At 72.1% G+C, this 16,007-nt stretch carries 13 protein-coding genes and 2 pseudogenes; 8 read left to right on the plus strand and 7 right to left on the minus strand.

Annotated elements, in window-relative coordinates:
- Positions 1-73 precede the first annotated feature (73 nt).
- Positions 74-742, minus strand: coding sequence for a GntR family transcriptional regulator (locus MOTC310_RS29975; protein WP_331304390.1), 669 nt, complete (start codon positions 740-742; stop codon positions 74-76).
- Positions 743-860: 118 nt separating this feature from the next.
- Positions 861-1,091 (minus strand): annotated as a pseudogene (locus tag MOTC310_RS29980) (malonate transporter subunit MadM); the annotation flags it as partial.
- Between the two features lie 226 nt (positions 1,092-1,317).
- On the opposite strand from MOTC310_RS29980, the gene mdcA reads away from it, so the two are divergent.
- From mdcA to MOTC310_RS30020, 8 genes are all read left to right on the plus strand, one after another.
- Positions 1,318-2,964 carry a malonate decarboxylase subunit alpha gene (mdcA, locus tag MOTC310_RS29985; protein WP_331304391.1) on the plus strand — a complete coding sequence of 549 codons (1,647 nt, stop codon included), beginning with the start codon at positions 1,318-1,320 and terminating at the stop codon, positions 2,962-2,964.
- A gap of 37 nt (positions 2,965-3,001) precedes the next feature.
- Positions 3,002-3,310 (plus strand): malonate decarboxylase acyl carrier protein, encoded by a 309-nt coding sequence (gene mdcC, locus MOTC310_RS29990; protein ID WP_331304392.1) that lies wholly within the window; start codon positions 3,002-3,004, stop codon positions 3,308-3,310.
- A 2-nt stretch (positions 3,311-3,312) separates the two neighbouring features.
- Positions 3,313-4,242 carry a biotin-independent malonate decarboxylase subunit beta gene (locus MOTC310_RS29995; RefSeq protein ID WP_331304393.1) on the plus strand — a complete coding sequence of 310 codons (930 nt, stop codon included), beginning with the start codon at positions 3,313-3,315 and terminating at the stop codon, positions 4,240-4,242.
- Positions 4,229-4,945 (plus strand): biotin-independent malonate decarboxylase subunit gamma, encoded by a 717-nt coding sequence (mdcE, locus tag MOTC310_RS30000; protein WP_331304394.1) that lies wholly within the window; start codon positions 4,229-4,231, stop codon positions 4,943-4,945. The genes MOTC310_RS29995 and mdcE overlap by 14 nt, the downstream gene beginning before the upstream one ends.
- The gene (mdcG, locus tag MOTC310_RS30005; protein WP_331304395.1) at positions 4,938-5,597 is read left to right on the plus strand and encodes a malonate decarboxylase holo-[acyl-carrier-protein] synthase; all 660 of its coding nucleotides are present in this window, start codon (positions 4,938-4,940) and stop codon (positions 5,595-5,597) included. Before mdcE ends, mdcG begins: the two co-directional genes overlap by 8 nt.
- Complete coding sequence (locus MOTC310_RS30010) at positions 5,594-6,520, plus strand: acyltransferase domain-containing protein (protein ID WP_331304396.1); 927 nt, start codon at positions 5,594-5,596, stop codon at positions 6,518-6,520. Before mdcG ends, MOTC310_RS30010 begins: the two co-directional genes overlap by 4 nt.
- A gap of 176 nt (positions 6,521-6,696) precedes the next feature.
- Positions 6,697-7,680, plus strand: a complete 984-nt coding sequence (gene gmd, locus MOTC310_RS30015; RefSeq protein WP_091677880.1) for a GDP-mannose 4,6-dehydratase — start codon at positions 6,697-6,699, stop codon at positions 7,678-7,680.
- Positions 7,681-7,748: 68 nt separating this feature from the next.
- The gene (locus tag MOTC310_RS30020; RefSeq protein ID WP_331304397.1) at positions 7,749-9,230 is read left to right on the plus strand and encodes an aldehyde dehydrogenase; all 1,482 of its coding nucleotides are present in this window, start codon (positions 7,749-7,751) and stop codon (positions 9,228-9,230) included.
- Between the two features lie 38 nt (positions 9,231-9,268).
- Here MOTC310_RS30020 and MOTC310_RS30025 read toward each other — a convergent pair whose 3' ends face one another.
- From MOTC310_RS30025 to MOTC310_RS30045, 5 genes and pseudogenes are all read right to left on the minus strand, one after another.
- Entirely contained in the window at positions 9,269-10,513 is a 1,245-nt protein-coding gene (locus MOTC310_RS30025) for a hypothetical protein (protein WP_331304398.1), read from the minus strand.
- Between the two features lie 100 nt (positions 10,514-10,613).
- The gene (locus MOTC310_RS30030) at positions 10,614-12,125 is read right to left on the minus strand and encodes a lipopolysaccharide biosynthesis protein (RefSeq protein ID WP_331304399.1); all 1,512 of its coding nucleotides are present in this window, start codon (positions 12,123-12,125) and stop codon (positions 10,614-10,616) included.
- Positions 12,122-13,345 carry a glycosyltransferase family 4 protein gene (locus MOTC310_RS30035; protein ID WP_331304507.1) on the minus strand — a complete coding sequence of 408 codons (1,224 nt, stop codon included), beginning with the start codon at positions 13,343-13,345 and terminating at the stop codon, positions 12,122-12,124. Before MOTC310_RS30035 ends, MOTC310_RS30030 begins: the two co-directional genes overlap by 4 nt.
- A gap of 252 nt (positions 13,346-13,597) precedes the next feature.
- Positions 13,598-14,845, minus strand: a pseudogene (locus tag MOTC310_RS30040) (glycosyltransferase family 4 protein); the annotation flags it as partial.
- Positions 14,826-15,962 (minus strand): glycosyltransferase family 4 protein, encoded by a 1,137-nt coding sequence (locus MOTC310_RS30045; RefSeq protein WP_331304400.1) that lies wholly within the window; start codon positions 15,960-15,962, stop codon positions 14,826-14,828. The pseudogene MOTC310_RS30040 and the gene MOTC310_RS30045, both read right to left, overlap by 20 nt.
- Between the last annotated feature and the right edge of the window lie 45 nt (positions 15,963-16,007).

The raw sequence follows: 16,007 nt of genomic DNA on the forward strand, positions 1-16,007 counted from the left end.
CGCGCGGCCGTCGCGCAGCTCTGACCGAGCGGCGGGCCGCGCGGAGGCCCTCAGCCCGGCCCGCGCCGACGCCTCATTCCGTCTCGGCGATGTAGCGCCCCAGAGCCGCCGCGGCCCGGAGCATGTGGGCCCGCATGCGCCGGGCCGCGGTCTCGCCGTCGCCCTCGGCGATCGCCGCCAGGATCTCGCCGTGCTCGTCCCGCGAGCGGCGAATCCGGTCGGCGTGGCGGAGCTGGGTGCGCCGGAAGGCGGCCAGGCGCTCGCGGATCGCCAGGGCCTGCTCGGCCATGAAGCCGTTATGGGTCGCCGTGTAGAGCGCCTCGTGGAAGGCGCGGTTGAACCGGTCGTAGGCGTCGACGTCGCCCGCCTCGACGGCCTTGGCGGATTCCTCGTGAAGCTCCATGAGCTCCCCGCGTTCGAGGGGCGTCATCCGGTAGGTGGCGAGCCGGGCACACATCGCCTCGATCTCGGCGGTCGTCTCGAACATGTCGGCGATCCGCTGCGGCGTCAGGCGCGCGACAACCACGCCCCTACGGGGCCGGATCTCCACGAGGCCGGACGCTGCGAGCTGCCGCAGCGCCTCGCGAACCGGCGTGCGGGACGCGCCGTAGCGGTCGGCGAGATTCTGCTCGTCGAGGGCCGTGCCGGCCGCGATCGTCCCCGACGCGATGGCGTCGGTGAGCGCGTCGCGGATCCGGTCCGACAGCAGCCCGCTGTCGATCTTCCGAAAGTCCCCGTGCATTCGCCGTTCCTCGATCGTCCCGTGAGCGGCGACTGCCAGTCCTCGGGAAGACGATGCGGAACCATACCCTAATCCACGCGCGCGGTTCGGCAATTCGACAGGTTGTGCCGGTCAGCGGCCGCGCCGCCCGAGTGGTCTCGACCATGACCCTGACCGCCTCGGTCACACCCGTCGCTCTGGAGTGCGCCGTCACGCTGGAATCCGCGCCGATCGCCGCGCTGGCGGCGGGCTCGAGGAGGTAGGTGATCGCCCCCGCGCCGATCACCGTGGTCGAGATCGCGTCGTGATAGCCGAAGGCGACGGCGGTCAGAGTGCAGGCGGCGAGCAGGGCGGCACCGAGGACGCTCATCGACGTTGCCCGTTCGATGAAGCGGATCCCCCGACCGCACCCGGCGGCCGTGTGGACGCGTGAATCCTAGCGCGCGCCCGTCGCGGGTCGGCCTATGCACGCTCGTCGGAAGTATGCATGATACTGTCGTGACCGCGATCTGGCATACGAAACATTCACCGCCGCCGGTTTGAAAATACCGGATCGGTCGCTATGTCGCGTTCAGTACACCGGTTGGAGCACGCGGATGGGCGAGTGGCGCGGTGAGAGGCAGGCGCGCGACGCGCGCATCGCGGCGGGGCGCGCCCATGCGGACGGCAAGATCGTGCCGGCCGCGGCCGTGGTCGATCTGCTGGAGGCGATCCTGCGGCCCGGCGACCGCGTCTGTCTCGAAGGTGACAACCAGAAACAGGCCGACTGCCTCGCCCGCGGCCTCAGCGCCTGCGATCCCGAGAAGATCCACGACCTGCACATGGTCCAGTCCGGGATCGTGCTCCCCGAGCACCTCGACGTGTTCGAGACCGGCATCGCGAAGCGGCTCGACTACTCGTATTCCGGTCCGCAAGGCGCGCGCATCGCCAAGATGCTCTACGGCGGCCAGATCGAGCTCGGCGCGGTCCACACCTACCTGGAGCTGTTCGCCCGCTACTTCGTCGACCTGACGCCCAACGTGGCGCTGATCGCCGGGGTCTCGGCCGACCGGGACGGCAACCTGTATACCGGGCCGAACACCGAGGACACGCCGACCGTCGTGGAGGCGACCGCCTTCAAGAACGGCGTCGTGGTCGCGCAGGTCAACGAGATCGTCGACACGGTCCCGCGGGTCGACATCCCGGGCGACCGGATCGACTTCGTGGTCGAGGCCGACAAGCCGTTCTACGTGGAGCCGCTCTTCACCCGCGACCCGGCGGCGATGACCGAGACGCAGATCCTGATCGCCATGATGGCGATCAAGGGCATCTACGCCGAGTACGGCATCAAGCGGCTCAACCACGGCATCGGGTTCGGCACGGCGGCGATCGAGCTGCTGCTGCCGACCTACGGCGAGAAGCTCGGCCTCAAGGGCCAGATCGCCACCCACTGGGCGCTCAACCCGCACCCGACCCTCATCCCGGCGATCGAGTCCGGGTGGGTCAAGCAGGTGCACTGCTTCGGCTCGGAGGTCGGGATGGACCGCTACATCCGGGAGCGGCCCGACATCTTCTTCACCGGCGCGGACGGGAGCCTGCGCTCGAACCGGGCCTTCTGCCAGACCGCCGGCCTCTACGCCTGCGACATGTTCATCGGCGCGACGCTCCAGATCGACCTGATGGGCCATTCCTCGACCATCACCCAGTCGCGGGTGGCGGGGTTCGGCGGCGCCCCCAACATGGGCTCGGACCCGCACGGTCGCCGCCACCACTCCCATGCCTGGATGAAGGCCGGCCGCGAGGGCCAGATCGTCGGAGACCCGGCGCTGATGCGCGGGCGCAAGCTCGTGGTGCAGCTCGTCGAGACCTTCGGCGACAAGCTGGTTCCCACCTTCGTCGAGAAGCTCGACGCCCTGGAACTGGCGCGGAAGATCGGCCTCGAGCTGGCGCCGGTCATGATCTACGCCGACGACGTGACCCACATCGTCACCGAGGAGGGCATCGCCAACCTGCTGCTCTGCCGGGATGCCGACGAGCGCGAGCAGGCGATCCGGGGCGTGGCGGGCTACACCGCGGTCGGTCGCGGCCGCGACCGGGCGAAGGTCGAGGCATTGCGTGCCCGGGGCGTCATCCGCCGCCCGGAGGATCTCGGCATCGAGCCGCTCGACGCGGACCGCGCGCTGCTCGCCGCGAAATCGATCAAGGATCTCGTGCACTGGTCCGGTGGGCTCTACGAGCCGCCGGCCCGGTTCCGGAACTGGTAGGCGGCGCGACGAGAGGTCCTCTTTCACGGAGACGGCGATGGAATCCCTGACCTTCCGCCACACCACGGAGAAGCCGCTGGCCGGCTCGGTGCCGAGCGCGATCACCGGCGTCGTGGCGTCCGGCAACCTGGAGATCCTGCTGGAGCGGGTCCTCGCGCCGGACGCTTGCGAGGTCGCCATCGAGACGCCGATGGCCGGCTACGGCGACGTCTGGGAGGCGGTGGTGGCCGATTTCGTCGCCCGGGCGCAGCCCGGCGGCCTCCGCATCAGCATCAACGACGGCGGCGCCCGCCCCGACACCGTGTCGCTGCGCCTGCTCCAGGGCGCGCGGCTGATGGAGGCCTGACCATGGCTGCCCACCGCGCCGCGAGCATCGATCCGGACGCCCTGAGCTGGTACGAGGCGACCGCCCGCCAGCGCGTGGTCGCGCTCACCGATCCCGGAAGCTTCCGCGAGTTCCTGCCGCCGACGGAGCGGCGCATGAGCCCGCACCTGCCGCTCTTCGACCTGCCCCGCGCCTTCGACGACGGCATCGTGGTCGGAAGCGCGCGCCTCGACGGCGACCCGGTCCTGATCGCCGCCCAGGAGGGGCGCTTCATGGGCGGCGCCTTCGGCGAGGTCCACGGGGCCAAGCTGGTCGGTCTGCTGCGGGCTGCGCTGGAGATGAAGCCGAAGGCGGTCCTGATCCTGTTCGACACCGGCGGCGTCCGCCTGCAGGAGGCGAATGCCGGCGAGACGGCGATCGCCGAGACCATGCGGGCCATCGTCGAGGCCCGCGCGGCCGGGATACCGGTCATCGGGCTGATCGGCGGTCGGGCCGGCTGCTACGGCGGCGGCGGCCTGATCGCCGGCACCTGCTCGCGGCTCGCCGTCTCGGAGGGCGGGCGCATCTCGGTGTCAGGCCCCGAGGTGATCGAGACCAACAAGGGCGCCGAGGAGTTCGATTCCCGCGACCGGGCGCTGGTCTGGCGGACCATGGGCGGCAAGCACCGCCGCCTGATCGGGGGCGCCGACGCGTTCTGCGCCGACACGGTCGCGGCCTTCCGCGAAGCGGCCCGCGATCTCGTCGGCCGCGCGCCGGCCTTCGACCTGGACACCCTTGAGGCCGAGCAGGCGCGCCTTGAGGCCCGGATCGACCGGTTCGGCGATTGCCGCGACGCCACCGATGTCTGGGCGCGCCTCGGCGTGAACGATCCCGAATCCGTCCCCGCGATGGACACGCCTGCCTTCGACGAGACCGTGGCCCGGAGCCCGGAGGCCGACCATGACGCTCGCTGAGATCCTCGCCTCCCTGTTCCCGCAGGGCCACGCGGTCGCGGTGCGCGACGGTCTCGTGACCGGCACCGGTCCGTTTTCGGGCAGCCGGATGCATGTGGTGGGCGTCGACGGCGACATGCCCCTGGGCGTCGACGGGGCGCTCGTCCTGTCGCGCGCCGTGCTCGACGCCGTGCGGGCCGGCGACCGCGCGCCGATCCTCGTGGCGGTGGATTCCGACAGTCAGCGCATGAGCCGCCGCGACGAGCTGCTGGGCCTCAACGAGTGCCTCGCGCATCTTGCCAAGGCGCTGCTCCTGGCCGACCGGTCGGGCCATCCGACGATCGGGCTGATCTACGGCCACTCGGCCGCCGGCGCCTTCATCGCGACGGCCCTCGCGACGCGGGTCCTCGCGGCGTTGCCCGGGGCGAATCCGAGCGTGATGGACCTGCCGTCCGTCGCACGGGTGACCAAGCTGCCCCTCGACAAGCTCGAGGCCATGGCGAGGTCGACGCCCGTCTTCGCGCCCGGGCTCGACAACATGGCGGCGACCGGGGCCGTTCACGTCGTTCTGGATCCGGACCGGCCCCTCGCGGGCCAGATCCAAGCGGTGATCGACACGATGCAGCGGCGGGACATCCGGGATCAGCTGGGCGCGGAGAGGGGCGGCCGCCCGCTCGCGCGCGCCGTCGCGGCGGCCGTCGCCGACCAGGCGCGCCTTGGCTGAGCCCTTCCGACGCCACGACCTCGTCCAAGTCGATCCGGCGGCCTGGGCGGCGTGGCGCGCGGACCGGCCCGATCTCGCCACCGTTCCGCATCTGGCGGGCTGGGCCGCATCGGGCCGGCCGCTCATCGTCCGCCGCCGCGTCCCCGGGGAGACCGGCGACGCGGTGCCGCTCGGCCTGCCACTGCCGCCCGCGGACGGCAAGCGGCGGATCGGGCTCGCCCTGCCGGCATCCGCGCTGTCGCCCGCGCCGGCGGTGAGCCTTTCCGAAGCCGCGGCCCACGCGCCGGAGCCCTGGGGCTCGACCGTGGACGCCCTGACGGCACTCGGCCGACGGCACGGCCTCGTGCCGCGCCCCTTCGGCAGCCTCCTCTGGCAGGCCGTTACGGACCTGACCTACCTGAGCACCACCTCCGACCTCGATCTGCTCTGGCCGGGCCGACCGCCGGTGCCCTCGGGTCTGCTCGACGGCATCGCCGCCGTGGCCGATAAGGCGCCGATGGGCATCGACGGGGAGATCCTGCTGCCGGACGGCGCCGGTCTGCACTGGCGCGAGCTGCGCGACGCGCCCGAGGACGGTGCGGTGCTCGCCAAGAGCCTGGACCGGCTGGCGCTGCGGCCGGTCGCGGGCCTGCGCGGCCCGAGTCCCGCATGACCCTCGCGATCCTCCTCTCCGGCCAGGGCGGCCAGCACCCGGCGATGTTCGACCTGACGGCCGATCATCCAGCCGCCCAGGACGTGTTCGCGGCCGCCAGACCGCTCCTCGACGGCGCCGACCCGCGCGACCTGGCGCGCGCCGGCGGCGACACCCTGAACGCCAATCGGACCGGCCAGATCCTGTGCTGCGTCGCCGCCCTGGCGGCGTGGCGGGCCCTGGCCGGGGCGATGCCGGACCGGTCGATCGTGGCAGGGTACAGCATCGGCGATCTCGCCGCCTGGGGCGTGGCCGGACGCCTCGATCCTGCGGACGTCCTCGCCCTGGCCGCGCGGCGCGCGGAGGCCATGGATGCCGCCTCCGGCGCGGGGTTCGGGCTGGCGGGCGTCCGCGGCCTGAGCCTCGACAGGCTCGCGGATCTGGCGGCGCGGCACGGCTGCCACCTCGCCATCCGCAACGCGGCCGACAGTGGCGTCGTGGGCGGCCCGCGCGCGGCGCTGGAGGCTCTGTGCCGGGAGGCGACCGGCTCGGGCGCGCAGCGGGCGGTGGTCCTGCCCGTCCACACGCCGTCGCACACGCCGCGGCTGGACGCCGCGACGGCGGACTTCCGGGACGCGCTCGCCGCGGTGCCGCCGCGCCGCCCGCCACCCCGCGCACCTCGGCTGATCAGCGGGCTGGACGGGAGCACGGTCTTCCGCGATGCCGATGGTCGCGAGAAGCTGGCGCTCCAGATCTCGCGCACGATCGACTGGGCCGCCTGCCTGGAGGCGTGTCGCGAGTACGGCGCGGACCGCGTGCTCGAACTCGGGCCGGGGCATGCCCTCGCCACGATGGCGCGGGTCGCCCTCCCGGCGGCGCGCGTCCACGCCGTCGAGGAATTCCGCACGCTCGACGGTGTGACGGACTGGCTCGCGCGACCTTAGCCTCGCCGCACACGGGCCGCACAAGCATTGCCGATGGTTGTACCCCTGCGACGCTAGTCTGGTGATATGCCGATCCGGTTTCGCTTGCTTGGCACAATACTGATGTCGGCACCTTGCCTTGACGCGCGGGCCGTTGCGGTCGTAGCAGCCGGGCATCTTCGGGACGGGACGGGTTCATGACGGCCAAGCGAGCGCTGATCACGGGTGTGACGGGCCAGGACGGCGCGTATCTGGCGCAGCTGCTCCTGCAGAAGGGCTACGCCGTCACCGGCATCGTGCGGCGCTCCAGCCATGCCGGCGTCTTCGATCACCGATTGAAGTGGCTCGGCATCACCGACGATGTCGAGCTGGTCGACGGCAACCTGCTCGACCAATCCGCCCTGCTGCGCATCGTCCAGGCCACGAAGCCCGACGAGATCTACAACCTCGCCGCCCAGTCCTTCGTGACCTCGTCCTGGCAGCAGCCGCTGCTCACCGGGCAGGTGACCGGCCTCGGCGCGGTGCACATGCTGGAATGCCTGCGCTCGGCGGCGCCCCAGGCGCGCTACTACCAGGCCTCGACCTCGGAGATGTTCGGCCTGATCCAGGAGGCCAAGCAGAGCGAGTCGACGCCGTTCTACCCGCGTTCGCCCTACGGCGTGGCCAAGCTGTACGCGCACTGGATGACCATCAACTACCGCGAGAGCTTCGGGCTGCACGCGTCGAACGGCATCCTGTTCAACCACGAGAGCCCGCTGCGCGGCGTCGAGTTCGTGACCCGCAAGGTCACCGACGCGGTGGCGCGGATCAAGCTCGGCCAGCAGAGGGAGCTGCGGCTGGGCAACATCGACGCCAAGCGCGACTGGGGCCACGCCCGGGACTACGTGAAGGCGATGTGGCTGATGCTTCAGCAGGACCGCCCGGACGATTACGTGATCGCGACCGGCCGGACCACGACGGTGCGGGACATGTGCGAGATCGCGTTCAAGCATGTCGGCCTGAAGGTGGACGACCACCTGATCGTCGACCCGGCGCTGTTCCGGCCGGCGGAGGTCGAGGTGCTGCTGGGCAATCCCGCCAAGGCCAAGGCTACGTTCGGCTGGGAGGCCGAGACCAGCCTGGAGGCGCTGATCACCGAGATGGTCGACGCCGACATCAAGCGCCTCAGCGCCAACGCCTGAGCCGTCGGGCTCGCCGCGGGCGGGCTCCGGATCCATATGGCGCGCATCCCCGGACGGAGAGGCGCGCCGTGAAGACCTACCAGCTCTACATCGACGGTCAGTCCGTCGATCCGGTCGAGGGCTCGTGGTTCGAGTCCATCGACCCCTATCGCGGCGAGCCCTGGGCCCGGATCCCGCGCGCGGGGCGCGCCGACGTCGACCGGGCGGTGGCCGCCGCCAAGCGCGCCATGTGGGACGGCCCCTGGGCCAGCATGACGGCCTCGGCCCGCGGCAAGGTCCTGCGCCGGATCGGCGACCTCGTGGAACGCGACGCCAAGGCGCTGGCCGAGGTCGAGGTCCGCGACAACGGAAAGTTGTTCGCCGAGATGTACGGCCAGACCCGCTACCAGCCGGAATGGTGGTGGTACTACGCGGGCCTCGCCGACAAGGTCGAGGGCGCCCAGGTGCCGATCGACAAGCCCGAGACCTTCGCGTTCACCCGGCACGAGCCGGTGGGCGTGGTCGGAGCGCTGACGGCGTGGAACTCGCCGCTCCTGTTCGTCGCCTGGAAATGCGCCCCCGCGCTCGCGGCGGGCTGCGCGGTCGTGGTGAAGCCGTCCGAGTTCGCCTCCGCGAGCACGCTGGAATTCGCCCGCCTGACCAAGGAGGCCGGGCTGCCCGACGGCATGTTCAACGTCGTCACCGGCTTCGGCGGTGAGGCGGGTACCGCCATCGTCGAGCATCCGGACGTCGCCAAGATCACCTTCACGGGCTCCGACGTCACCGGGGCGAAGGTTTACGAAGCCGCCGCGCGGCAGATCAAGCGCGTCTCCCTGGAGCTCGGCGGGAAGTCGCCCAACATCGTCTTCGCCGATGCCGACCTGAAGGCCGCGGCCGCGGGGGCGATCTCGGGCATCTTCGCGGCCACCGGGCAGACCTGCATCGCCGGCTCGCGCCTGCTGGTGCAGAACAGCATCCGCCAGGAATTCACCGAGCGCCTGGTCGAACTCGCCCGCACCGCCAAGCTCGGCGACCCGATGCAGGCCGAGACCAATATCGGGCCGATCACGACGCCGCCCCAGTACACGAAGGTTCTCGACTACATCGCGCTCGCCAAGAGCGAGGGCGCGCGCTGCGTCTTCGGCGGCAATCCCGCCTCCGGTCCCGGCGTGCTCGGCGGCCAGTTCGTCGAGCCGACGATCTTCACGGGCGTCACCAACGACATGCGCATCGCCCAGGAGGAGGTCTTCGGCCCGGTCCTGTCGATCATCGGCTTCGAGGACGAGGCCGAGGCGCTGAAGGTCGGCAACGACGTGATCTACGGTCTCGCCGCCGGCGTCTGGACCCAGGATATCGGCCGCGCGATGCGCATGTCGAAGGGGCTGCGGGCCGGCACCGTCTGGGTGAATACCTACCGGGCGGTCAGCTACATGATGCCGTTCGGCGGCATGAAGCGCTCGGGCATCGGCCGCGAGAGCGGCATCGAGTCGATCCGCGAGTACCTGGAGACCAAGAGCGTCTGGATCTCCACGAGCCGCGACGCGCCTGAGAATCCCTTCGTCATGCGCTGAGCGCGCGGGCCGCGCCGCGCTCCGTCGCGGCGCGGCCCCTATCCCGGAGCCGGTCGCGCGCGGTCCGGCGGCAGCGCGAGGGATGCCAGGACGAAACCCATGAAGAAGAGGAAGTACTGGTTGACCGACAGCTCCTCGAACATCAGCGACGGGATCAGGAACACCGCGCTGTAGGTCAGGAACGGCCCGAAGGCCGCGGGTGCGAGCAGGACCCTCCCGAGGCCGGCGATCAGCAGCAGCGCCGTGGCGATGCCGCTCTGGAGCGCCAGCGAGACGAAGCCGTTATGGGGCGTCACGAGCCCCGTCAGCGCCTGCAGCTCCTCTCGCCGGGCGACTTCGCCGACGCCGAACGGGTACGCGAGGACGAGCTGGAGCGCGGTCACGCCGGACAGGAACCGCTCGTCGAAATTGCCCGTGACGTTGTGGTCCTCGGCGAAGCGCCGCTCGATCGCCTGGGACAGGGTTCCCGGCAGCGGGATCTCCCCCGTCACTGCCCAGGTTACGAGGAGGACGCCCAGGACGCCGAAAACGGCCAGCACGGCGGGCGCCTTGAGGTTCCGCCGCATCAGCAGGCCCAGGAACAGGACCGGCATGAACAGGCCGGCGCGGTTGTTGGTGAACGGGAAGCTCGCCAGGAGGGCCGCGAAGTAGGCGAGATAGATGATCTTGAGACGGTAGCGCAGGCTGAGCAGCAGGGCCGCGGCCCCGGCCAGCGCGAAGACGTGGCCGGTCTCGTTGCCGGAGGCCCAGAGGCCGCCCTGCTTGTCCTGCACGAACAGCTTCAGCTCCTCGTCGAGCCCGTCCGTGGGGACCGCGAGCCCGAACCGGTCGAGCTGCATGCCGGAGGCGGCGAGCAGCAGCACCGCGAGGGAGGCGAGCATGCCGGCGAGCAGGCCGACGCAGAACGCGTCCTCGACGCGCCGGTCGCGGAACATCACCAGCAGGATGAACGCCTGGACCACGTAGAGTAGCAGGACGAGGGTCAGGTAGACGTCGCCCGCCTGCTTGTGCGCCTTCAGCACCAGCGAGGCCGCGATCAGCGCCAGGATGCCGGCGAGCGGCGCGGCCTGTCGCACCGCCTCCGCCACGACGGCGCGGCGCAACCCGAGCCAGGGGATGAGCAGGAACGGCAGCAGGTCGGACAGGCGCTGGAACGGCAGACCGAAGGTCGAGGTCAGGACATTGAAGTTCAGGGCGGCGCCGAGCAGGAACACGGCGACGCGGTCCGCGAGGAGGGACGCGGTCGGCGCACTCGTCCCGATCGGCAACGCCCGTCCCGCCATCACCCTGCACCGTCCCCGCGCGCCGGCCGCCGATGAACCTTCCGCCGGCCGCGGCCCTCGGCCGGCAGTGTCGCCCAGAAAGGTTGGCGGAGGGTGCAGATCAGGCGGAGCGTCTCAGGAACAGGCCGACGGACGTGCGGAGCGTGCCGCGCATGAAGATCCAGGCCAGGCCCAGATAGGCCGCGATCCCGATACCGACCGCCGCGAACAGGCCGACCCGGTCCCCGAGGGCGGCGTGGGTCGGGATCTGGACGACCAGCACCAGCCCGGCCATCGCGCCGGCGCAGAGCGTGATCGGCGCGAGGAGCCGCACGAGCCGCCCGTTCGTGACCGGGACGACGCGTCCCGCGCTGGCGACGATCGCGGGCGTGAACAGGTAGGCCCGCACCACGTGCCCGGCGACCAGGGCGGCGAGGCCCAAGGGCGCGGTCACGAAGGCCGCCACGGCGCCGAGGCCGAACTGCGCGCCGGCGAGCCGCAGGGCCGTGCCGTTGCGGCCCAGGGCCGTGAAGACCATCCACAGCATCGAGGTGGCGACGAATTCCGGCGCGAGGAGCGCCAGCGTCCGCAGCACCGGCGCCGCGTCGTGCCACTGGTCCCCGAACAGGAACGGGATGAGGGTCGGGGCCACGGCCGCCATGCCGAAGAAGGCCGGCACGGCGAGGAACGCCGAGGCTTCGGTGAAGCCGTGGAAGGCCGCGGCCAGCTCGCCCGGCCGGTCCTGGAGGCGCGCGTAGGTGGTCAGCCCGACCGTGGTCAGCGGGATGACCGCCACCTGGCTGACGAGGTCGATGCAGCGCCACGCGAGGCGCAGGTAGCCGACGTCGGTCGCGGACAGGAAGTAGGCCGCGATCACCTCCTGGCTCCGGATCGAGGCGACGAGCAGCAGGTAGGTGCAGAACAGCCGCGAGCCGAACGCGACCTGCTCGCGCACGGAGGCGAGGTGCAGCCGCAGGGGCGGGATCCAGCGGGCCGCCGCCCAGGTCAGGAGCGTGGTCGCGGTCGCGGCGACGAGCCGCTGGACCACCAGACTCCAGACGCCGTAGCCGTCGAGGGCGAGCACGAGAGCCGCGGCCCCGCCGAGCAAGTTGGCGCCGAGCGCGCGCAGGGCGAGCTTGCGGAAGCCGAAGCTCCGCTGGAGCCGCGCCTCGTGGATCGCGCCCGCGGCCGTGATCACGAAGCAGGCGGAGAGCGCGCACAGGACCGGCCGCAGCGCGGGGAGATCGAAGATCCAGGCGATCGGGCCGGACAGCGCCACGAGGCCGACGGCGCACAGGCCGCCCGTGGCGAGCATCACCCAGAAGGCGGTGGCGGCGAAGTCCTCGTCGAGGTCGGCGCGCTGGACGACCGCGTCGGGCAGGCCGCAGCGGGCCACGATCTGCAGGATGTCGATGAAGACGGCGGCGATCGCCACCATCCCGAACTCGGCGGGCCCGATGAGCCGTGCCAGCACGAGGAACACAGCGAAGCTCAGGACGACGTTGCCGACGGAGGCGACCGCCACCCAGCGCGCGGCGTCGAACGAGCGGCGCGTCACCGCGGCGCCGGAGGCGAGCCCCGGCTCCTCCTCGGCGGCGGCGGCCTCCGACAGGACCGGCGCGGCGGCGGTCACGGGCGGCTTGCCCGACGCTCGGCGACGAGTTCGGCGTAGAGATCGAGATACTTCTCGGCGACGCGCTCCGAGGTCGATTCGCGGATGACGTGCTGGAAGGCGCGCTCGTCCGGCAGGTCGCCGCGGCCGCGGTCGATCACGCTCCGCAGCCGCGCGGCGAGGTCGGCATCGTCGCCCGGCGTGAACAGCCAGTCCGCGTTGTCCTCGCCGATCAGCTCGGGGATCCCGCCCGAGGCCGCCCCGATCACCGGAACGCCCATCGTGTAGGCCTCGTAGATCGTCCGCGGCGACGGTTCGGCCCAGAACGAGGGGACGATGAGCACGTCGATGGCGCTGAGGAACTCGGCGGGCTTGGCCCAGCCGACGAACTCGATCGGCAGGCCCTCGGCCTGCGCCTTGAAGCGCTCGATCGAGTCGTCCATCGCGTGGCCGGCGACGAGGCAGCGCCAGTCACCGGGACCGATCCGCCGGAAGGCGTCGATCATCGTGCCGACCCCTTTCTCGGTGTTGATCCGGCCGAGATAGCCGAAGGTCATCGGCTTGCCGGTCCGGTCGATCCGGCGCCGAGCCTCCGGGTCGCCCTCGGGAACGGTGCAGGAATAGAAGATCACCCGGCGCCGCTCGGGGGCGAGATGCGCGAACAACCCGTGGTCGACATGGGTCTTGAGAATCTCGGTCCCGACGCTGACGACGGCGTCCAACGACCGGTTGGTGACCTGCTTGGCGGCGTTGACCACCTTGCAGCCCAGGTGCCAGCGGTCGCACGGCTTGCCGTCCTTGAACATCGCGGCGTTGCCGCAGATCAGGTCGTACTCGCAGACCGTGTGGACGATCGGGATCCCGCGCTTGGCCGCCTCGCGCCAGACCAGGGTCGAGACGTCGAGCAGCGAGTGCGTGTTGACGATGTCGGGCCGGAAATCGTCGAGGACGCGGCCGAACTCGGCCGCCACGGCGAAATTCCACTGCTGCTTGAGCTTGGCCCAGGCGCGGCCGAACCGGCTCGCCTTGGGCCAGTCCTCCAGCCAGAAATCGTTGTGATGGGCCATGCGGTAGACGGTGACGCCGCCGCGCACGCTCTTGGGCTCGGGCTCCCGGGCGATGCAGGCCGCCGCGACCGTGTGGCCGGCCGCGACGAGCTCCTCGGCTAGGTGCTCCACCGAGCGCTCGGCGCCGCCCACGATGTAGGGCGGGTAGAGGGCGCTGAGATGCAGGATCCGCAGGGGGCCGGTCACCGCGCGCGCGGCGGCCTGATCCCTCGGCCGGTCCTGGCCCTGGGCGCGGGGCTCCTCGGTGAGGACCCGGGCGTAGTCCGACGACAGGGTTGGGGTGATCATGAACGGCACTCGCTGAGAGGCGTGCGCCCCGCGCGGGCGGGAAGCTCGGGAAGCGGTTCGGTGCGGGCCGCGTCGCGGGTCGCGGCGTAGAGGTCGAGATAGGCGGTCGCGACGGCGACCGGATCGGTGCCCGCGCGGATGCGGGCGGCGCGGGCGAGCCCCTCTGCGAGGCGCGCCGGCTCCGCGACGATCCNTGCGGGCCGCGTCGCGGGTCGCGGCGTAGAGGTCGAGATAGGCGTTCGCGACGGCGACCGGATCGGTGCCCGCGCGGATGCGGGCGGCGCGGTCGAGCCCCTCTGCGAGGCGCGCCGGCTCCGCGACGATCCGCGCCATCGCGGCGGCGAGCGCCGGCGCGTCGCCCGGCGGGACCAGCCAGGGGCCGGCCCCGACCTGCTCGCCGATGCCGCCGGTGGCGCTGCCGATCACCGGGACGCCGCGCCCGTAGGCCTCCGCCACCGTCCGGCCGAAGGGTTCGGGCCAGATCGGCGGGACCACGAGGCAGTCGAGATCGTCGAGGAAGGCGTCACGCTCGGCGTGGCCCAGGAAGGTCACAGGAAGCCCCTCGGCCAGGGCGCGGTAGCGGTCCAGCCCGTCCACGGCGCGGCCCGCGACGGCGAGGCGCCAGCCCGCCTCCGGCAGGCGCCGGCAGGCGTCGAGGAGGACGTCCAGGCCCTTCGCGCCCTCGATCCGGCCCAGGTAGCCGAACCGGACCGGCGTGCCGGGCGCCCGCTTCGCCCGCGCCACCGGCGAACCGGGCGGGATCGGGTTCCAGATCACGCGGCGCAGCGACGGCGGCACGTGGGTGAAGAGGCCGGCCGCGAGGTGGCGGTCGAGAATGTCCGCGCCCACGGCGGTGACGGACGTCACGGCGCGCTGGCAGCGCCGGTGGGGCGCCGCGTAGAGGCGACACTTGAGATGCTGGTGAGCGCAGGGACGTCCGTGGCGCACCATCGCGCCGTTGGTGCAGAGGCTGGTGAAGTCGTGCAGCGTGTGCACGACCGGCACTCCGAGCCGCCGGAGCACCGGCCAGAGCGCGGGCGGCAGCTCGGAGATGGAGTGGGTGTTCACGAGGTCGGGGGCGAAATCCCGGACCGCCCGCGCCATCCGGTCGAGGGCGTGGCGGTTCCACTGCGCCGCGACCTTGTAGCGGAGGCGCTCGAGCCGCCCGCGCTCCGGCCAGTCGAGGATGTGGAACGGCGTCCCGTAGCCGGTCCGATAGACGGTGACGCCGTCCTGCAGGACCGGTCCGCCCTCCGTCCGCGCCGCGCAGGCGACGGCGACGCTGTGGCCGAGATCCGCCTGAGTCCGGGCGAGCGTCTCGACCATCAGTTCGGCGCCGCCGACCTGCTCGGGCGCGTAGAGCGAGCTAAGGTGCAGGATGCGCATGCGGCACCTCCCGGGCGGGCCGCGCCGGCGCGCCGTCCCGCAGCGCGTCGAGCAGCAGGGCTTCGTACTTGCGGGCGGTCTCGGCCCAGTCGTAGTGCCGGACATTGTCGCGGCCGCGGGCGATCAGCGCGGCCCGGAGCCCGGACTCGTCGAGCAGGCGGCGCAGGCATTCGGTCAGCGCCGCGGGATCGGCGGGGTCGAAGGTGAGGGCACCGGCTCCGGCGATCTCGGGCGTCGCGCTTCGATCCGAGCAGATCACCGGGCAATCGAGGGCCTGCGCCTCCAGCACGGGCAGGCAGAAACCCTCGGCGAAGGACGGGACGCACAGGCACAGGGCCCCGCGATAGAGGGCCGCCAGCCTGTCGTCGCCGATGCGGGACAGGCGGGTCAGCGGGACCGGCGCGTCGCCGAGCGCGGCGGCGATGGCCTCGCCGGGATCCTCGCCCACGTGGACGATCCCGATTCCCGGCCGTCCGAGCTCGACCACGGCGCGCGCGAGGGTCGCGAAGTTCTTGTTGTAGAGCGCGTTGCCGACCGCCAGCACGTAGGGCCCCGCCGGGCTTTCGGCGGCAGGCGCGATCGTTGTCGGATCCAGCATCGCCGCTGACGGCACGGTCCAGGTCCGGCCGCGGAGCCGCGGGTAATGGTGCTCCAGGTCGCGCCGCGTCGCCTCCGAGACGGCGATCACCCGGGCGCTGTTGCCGAGGACCAGGCGGAAGATCGGGTCGGTGGTCAGGGCCTCGCGGGAACGGATGCGCTCCGGCAGCGTGCGGAAATAGAGGTCGTGCACGACGCTGACGCGGGCGCGGCCGCCGAACGCCGCCCCGTAGGGGTCGATGTTCAGCACCACGTCGATAGCGCGGGCGCGGCACAGCCGCGGGACGGCGAGGCATTGGCGCAGGACGTCGAGCAGCATGATCCGCGGCCGCTTCACCGTCACGACCTCGACGCGGTCGCGGATCGCCGCGGGGAGCTGGTCCCGGCGCCAGGGGGAGCGGAGCACCACCGCGAAGGTGCCGCGCGCGACCAGACCGGCGATCACCCGGAAGGCGACGAGCGCGACGCCCGACGGCCGACCGGCATGCTGGCTCGGCATGTTGACGAGGACGCGCGGCATGGCGGGTCGGACGGCTCCGAACGGGGAGGAGGGATCGCCGGCGCT

Source organism: Methylobacterium oryzae, from assembly GCF_036441375.1.
GTDB lineage: Bacteria > Pseudomonadota > Alphaproteobacteria > Rhizobiales > Beijerinckiaceae > Methylobacterium > Methylobacterium oryzae_A.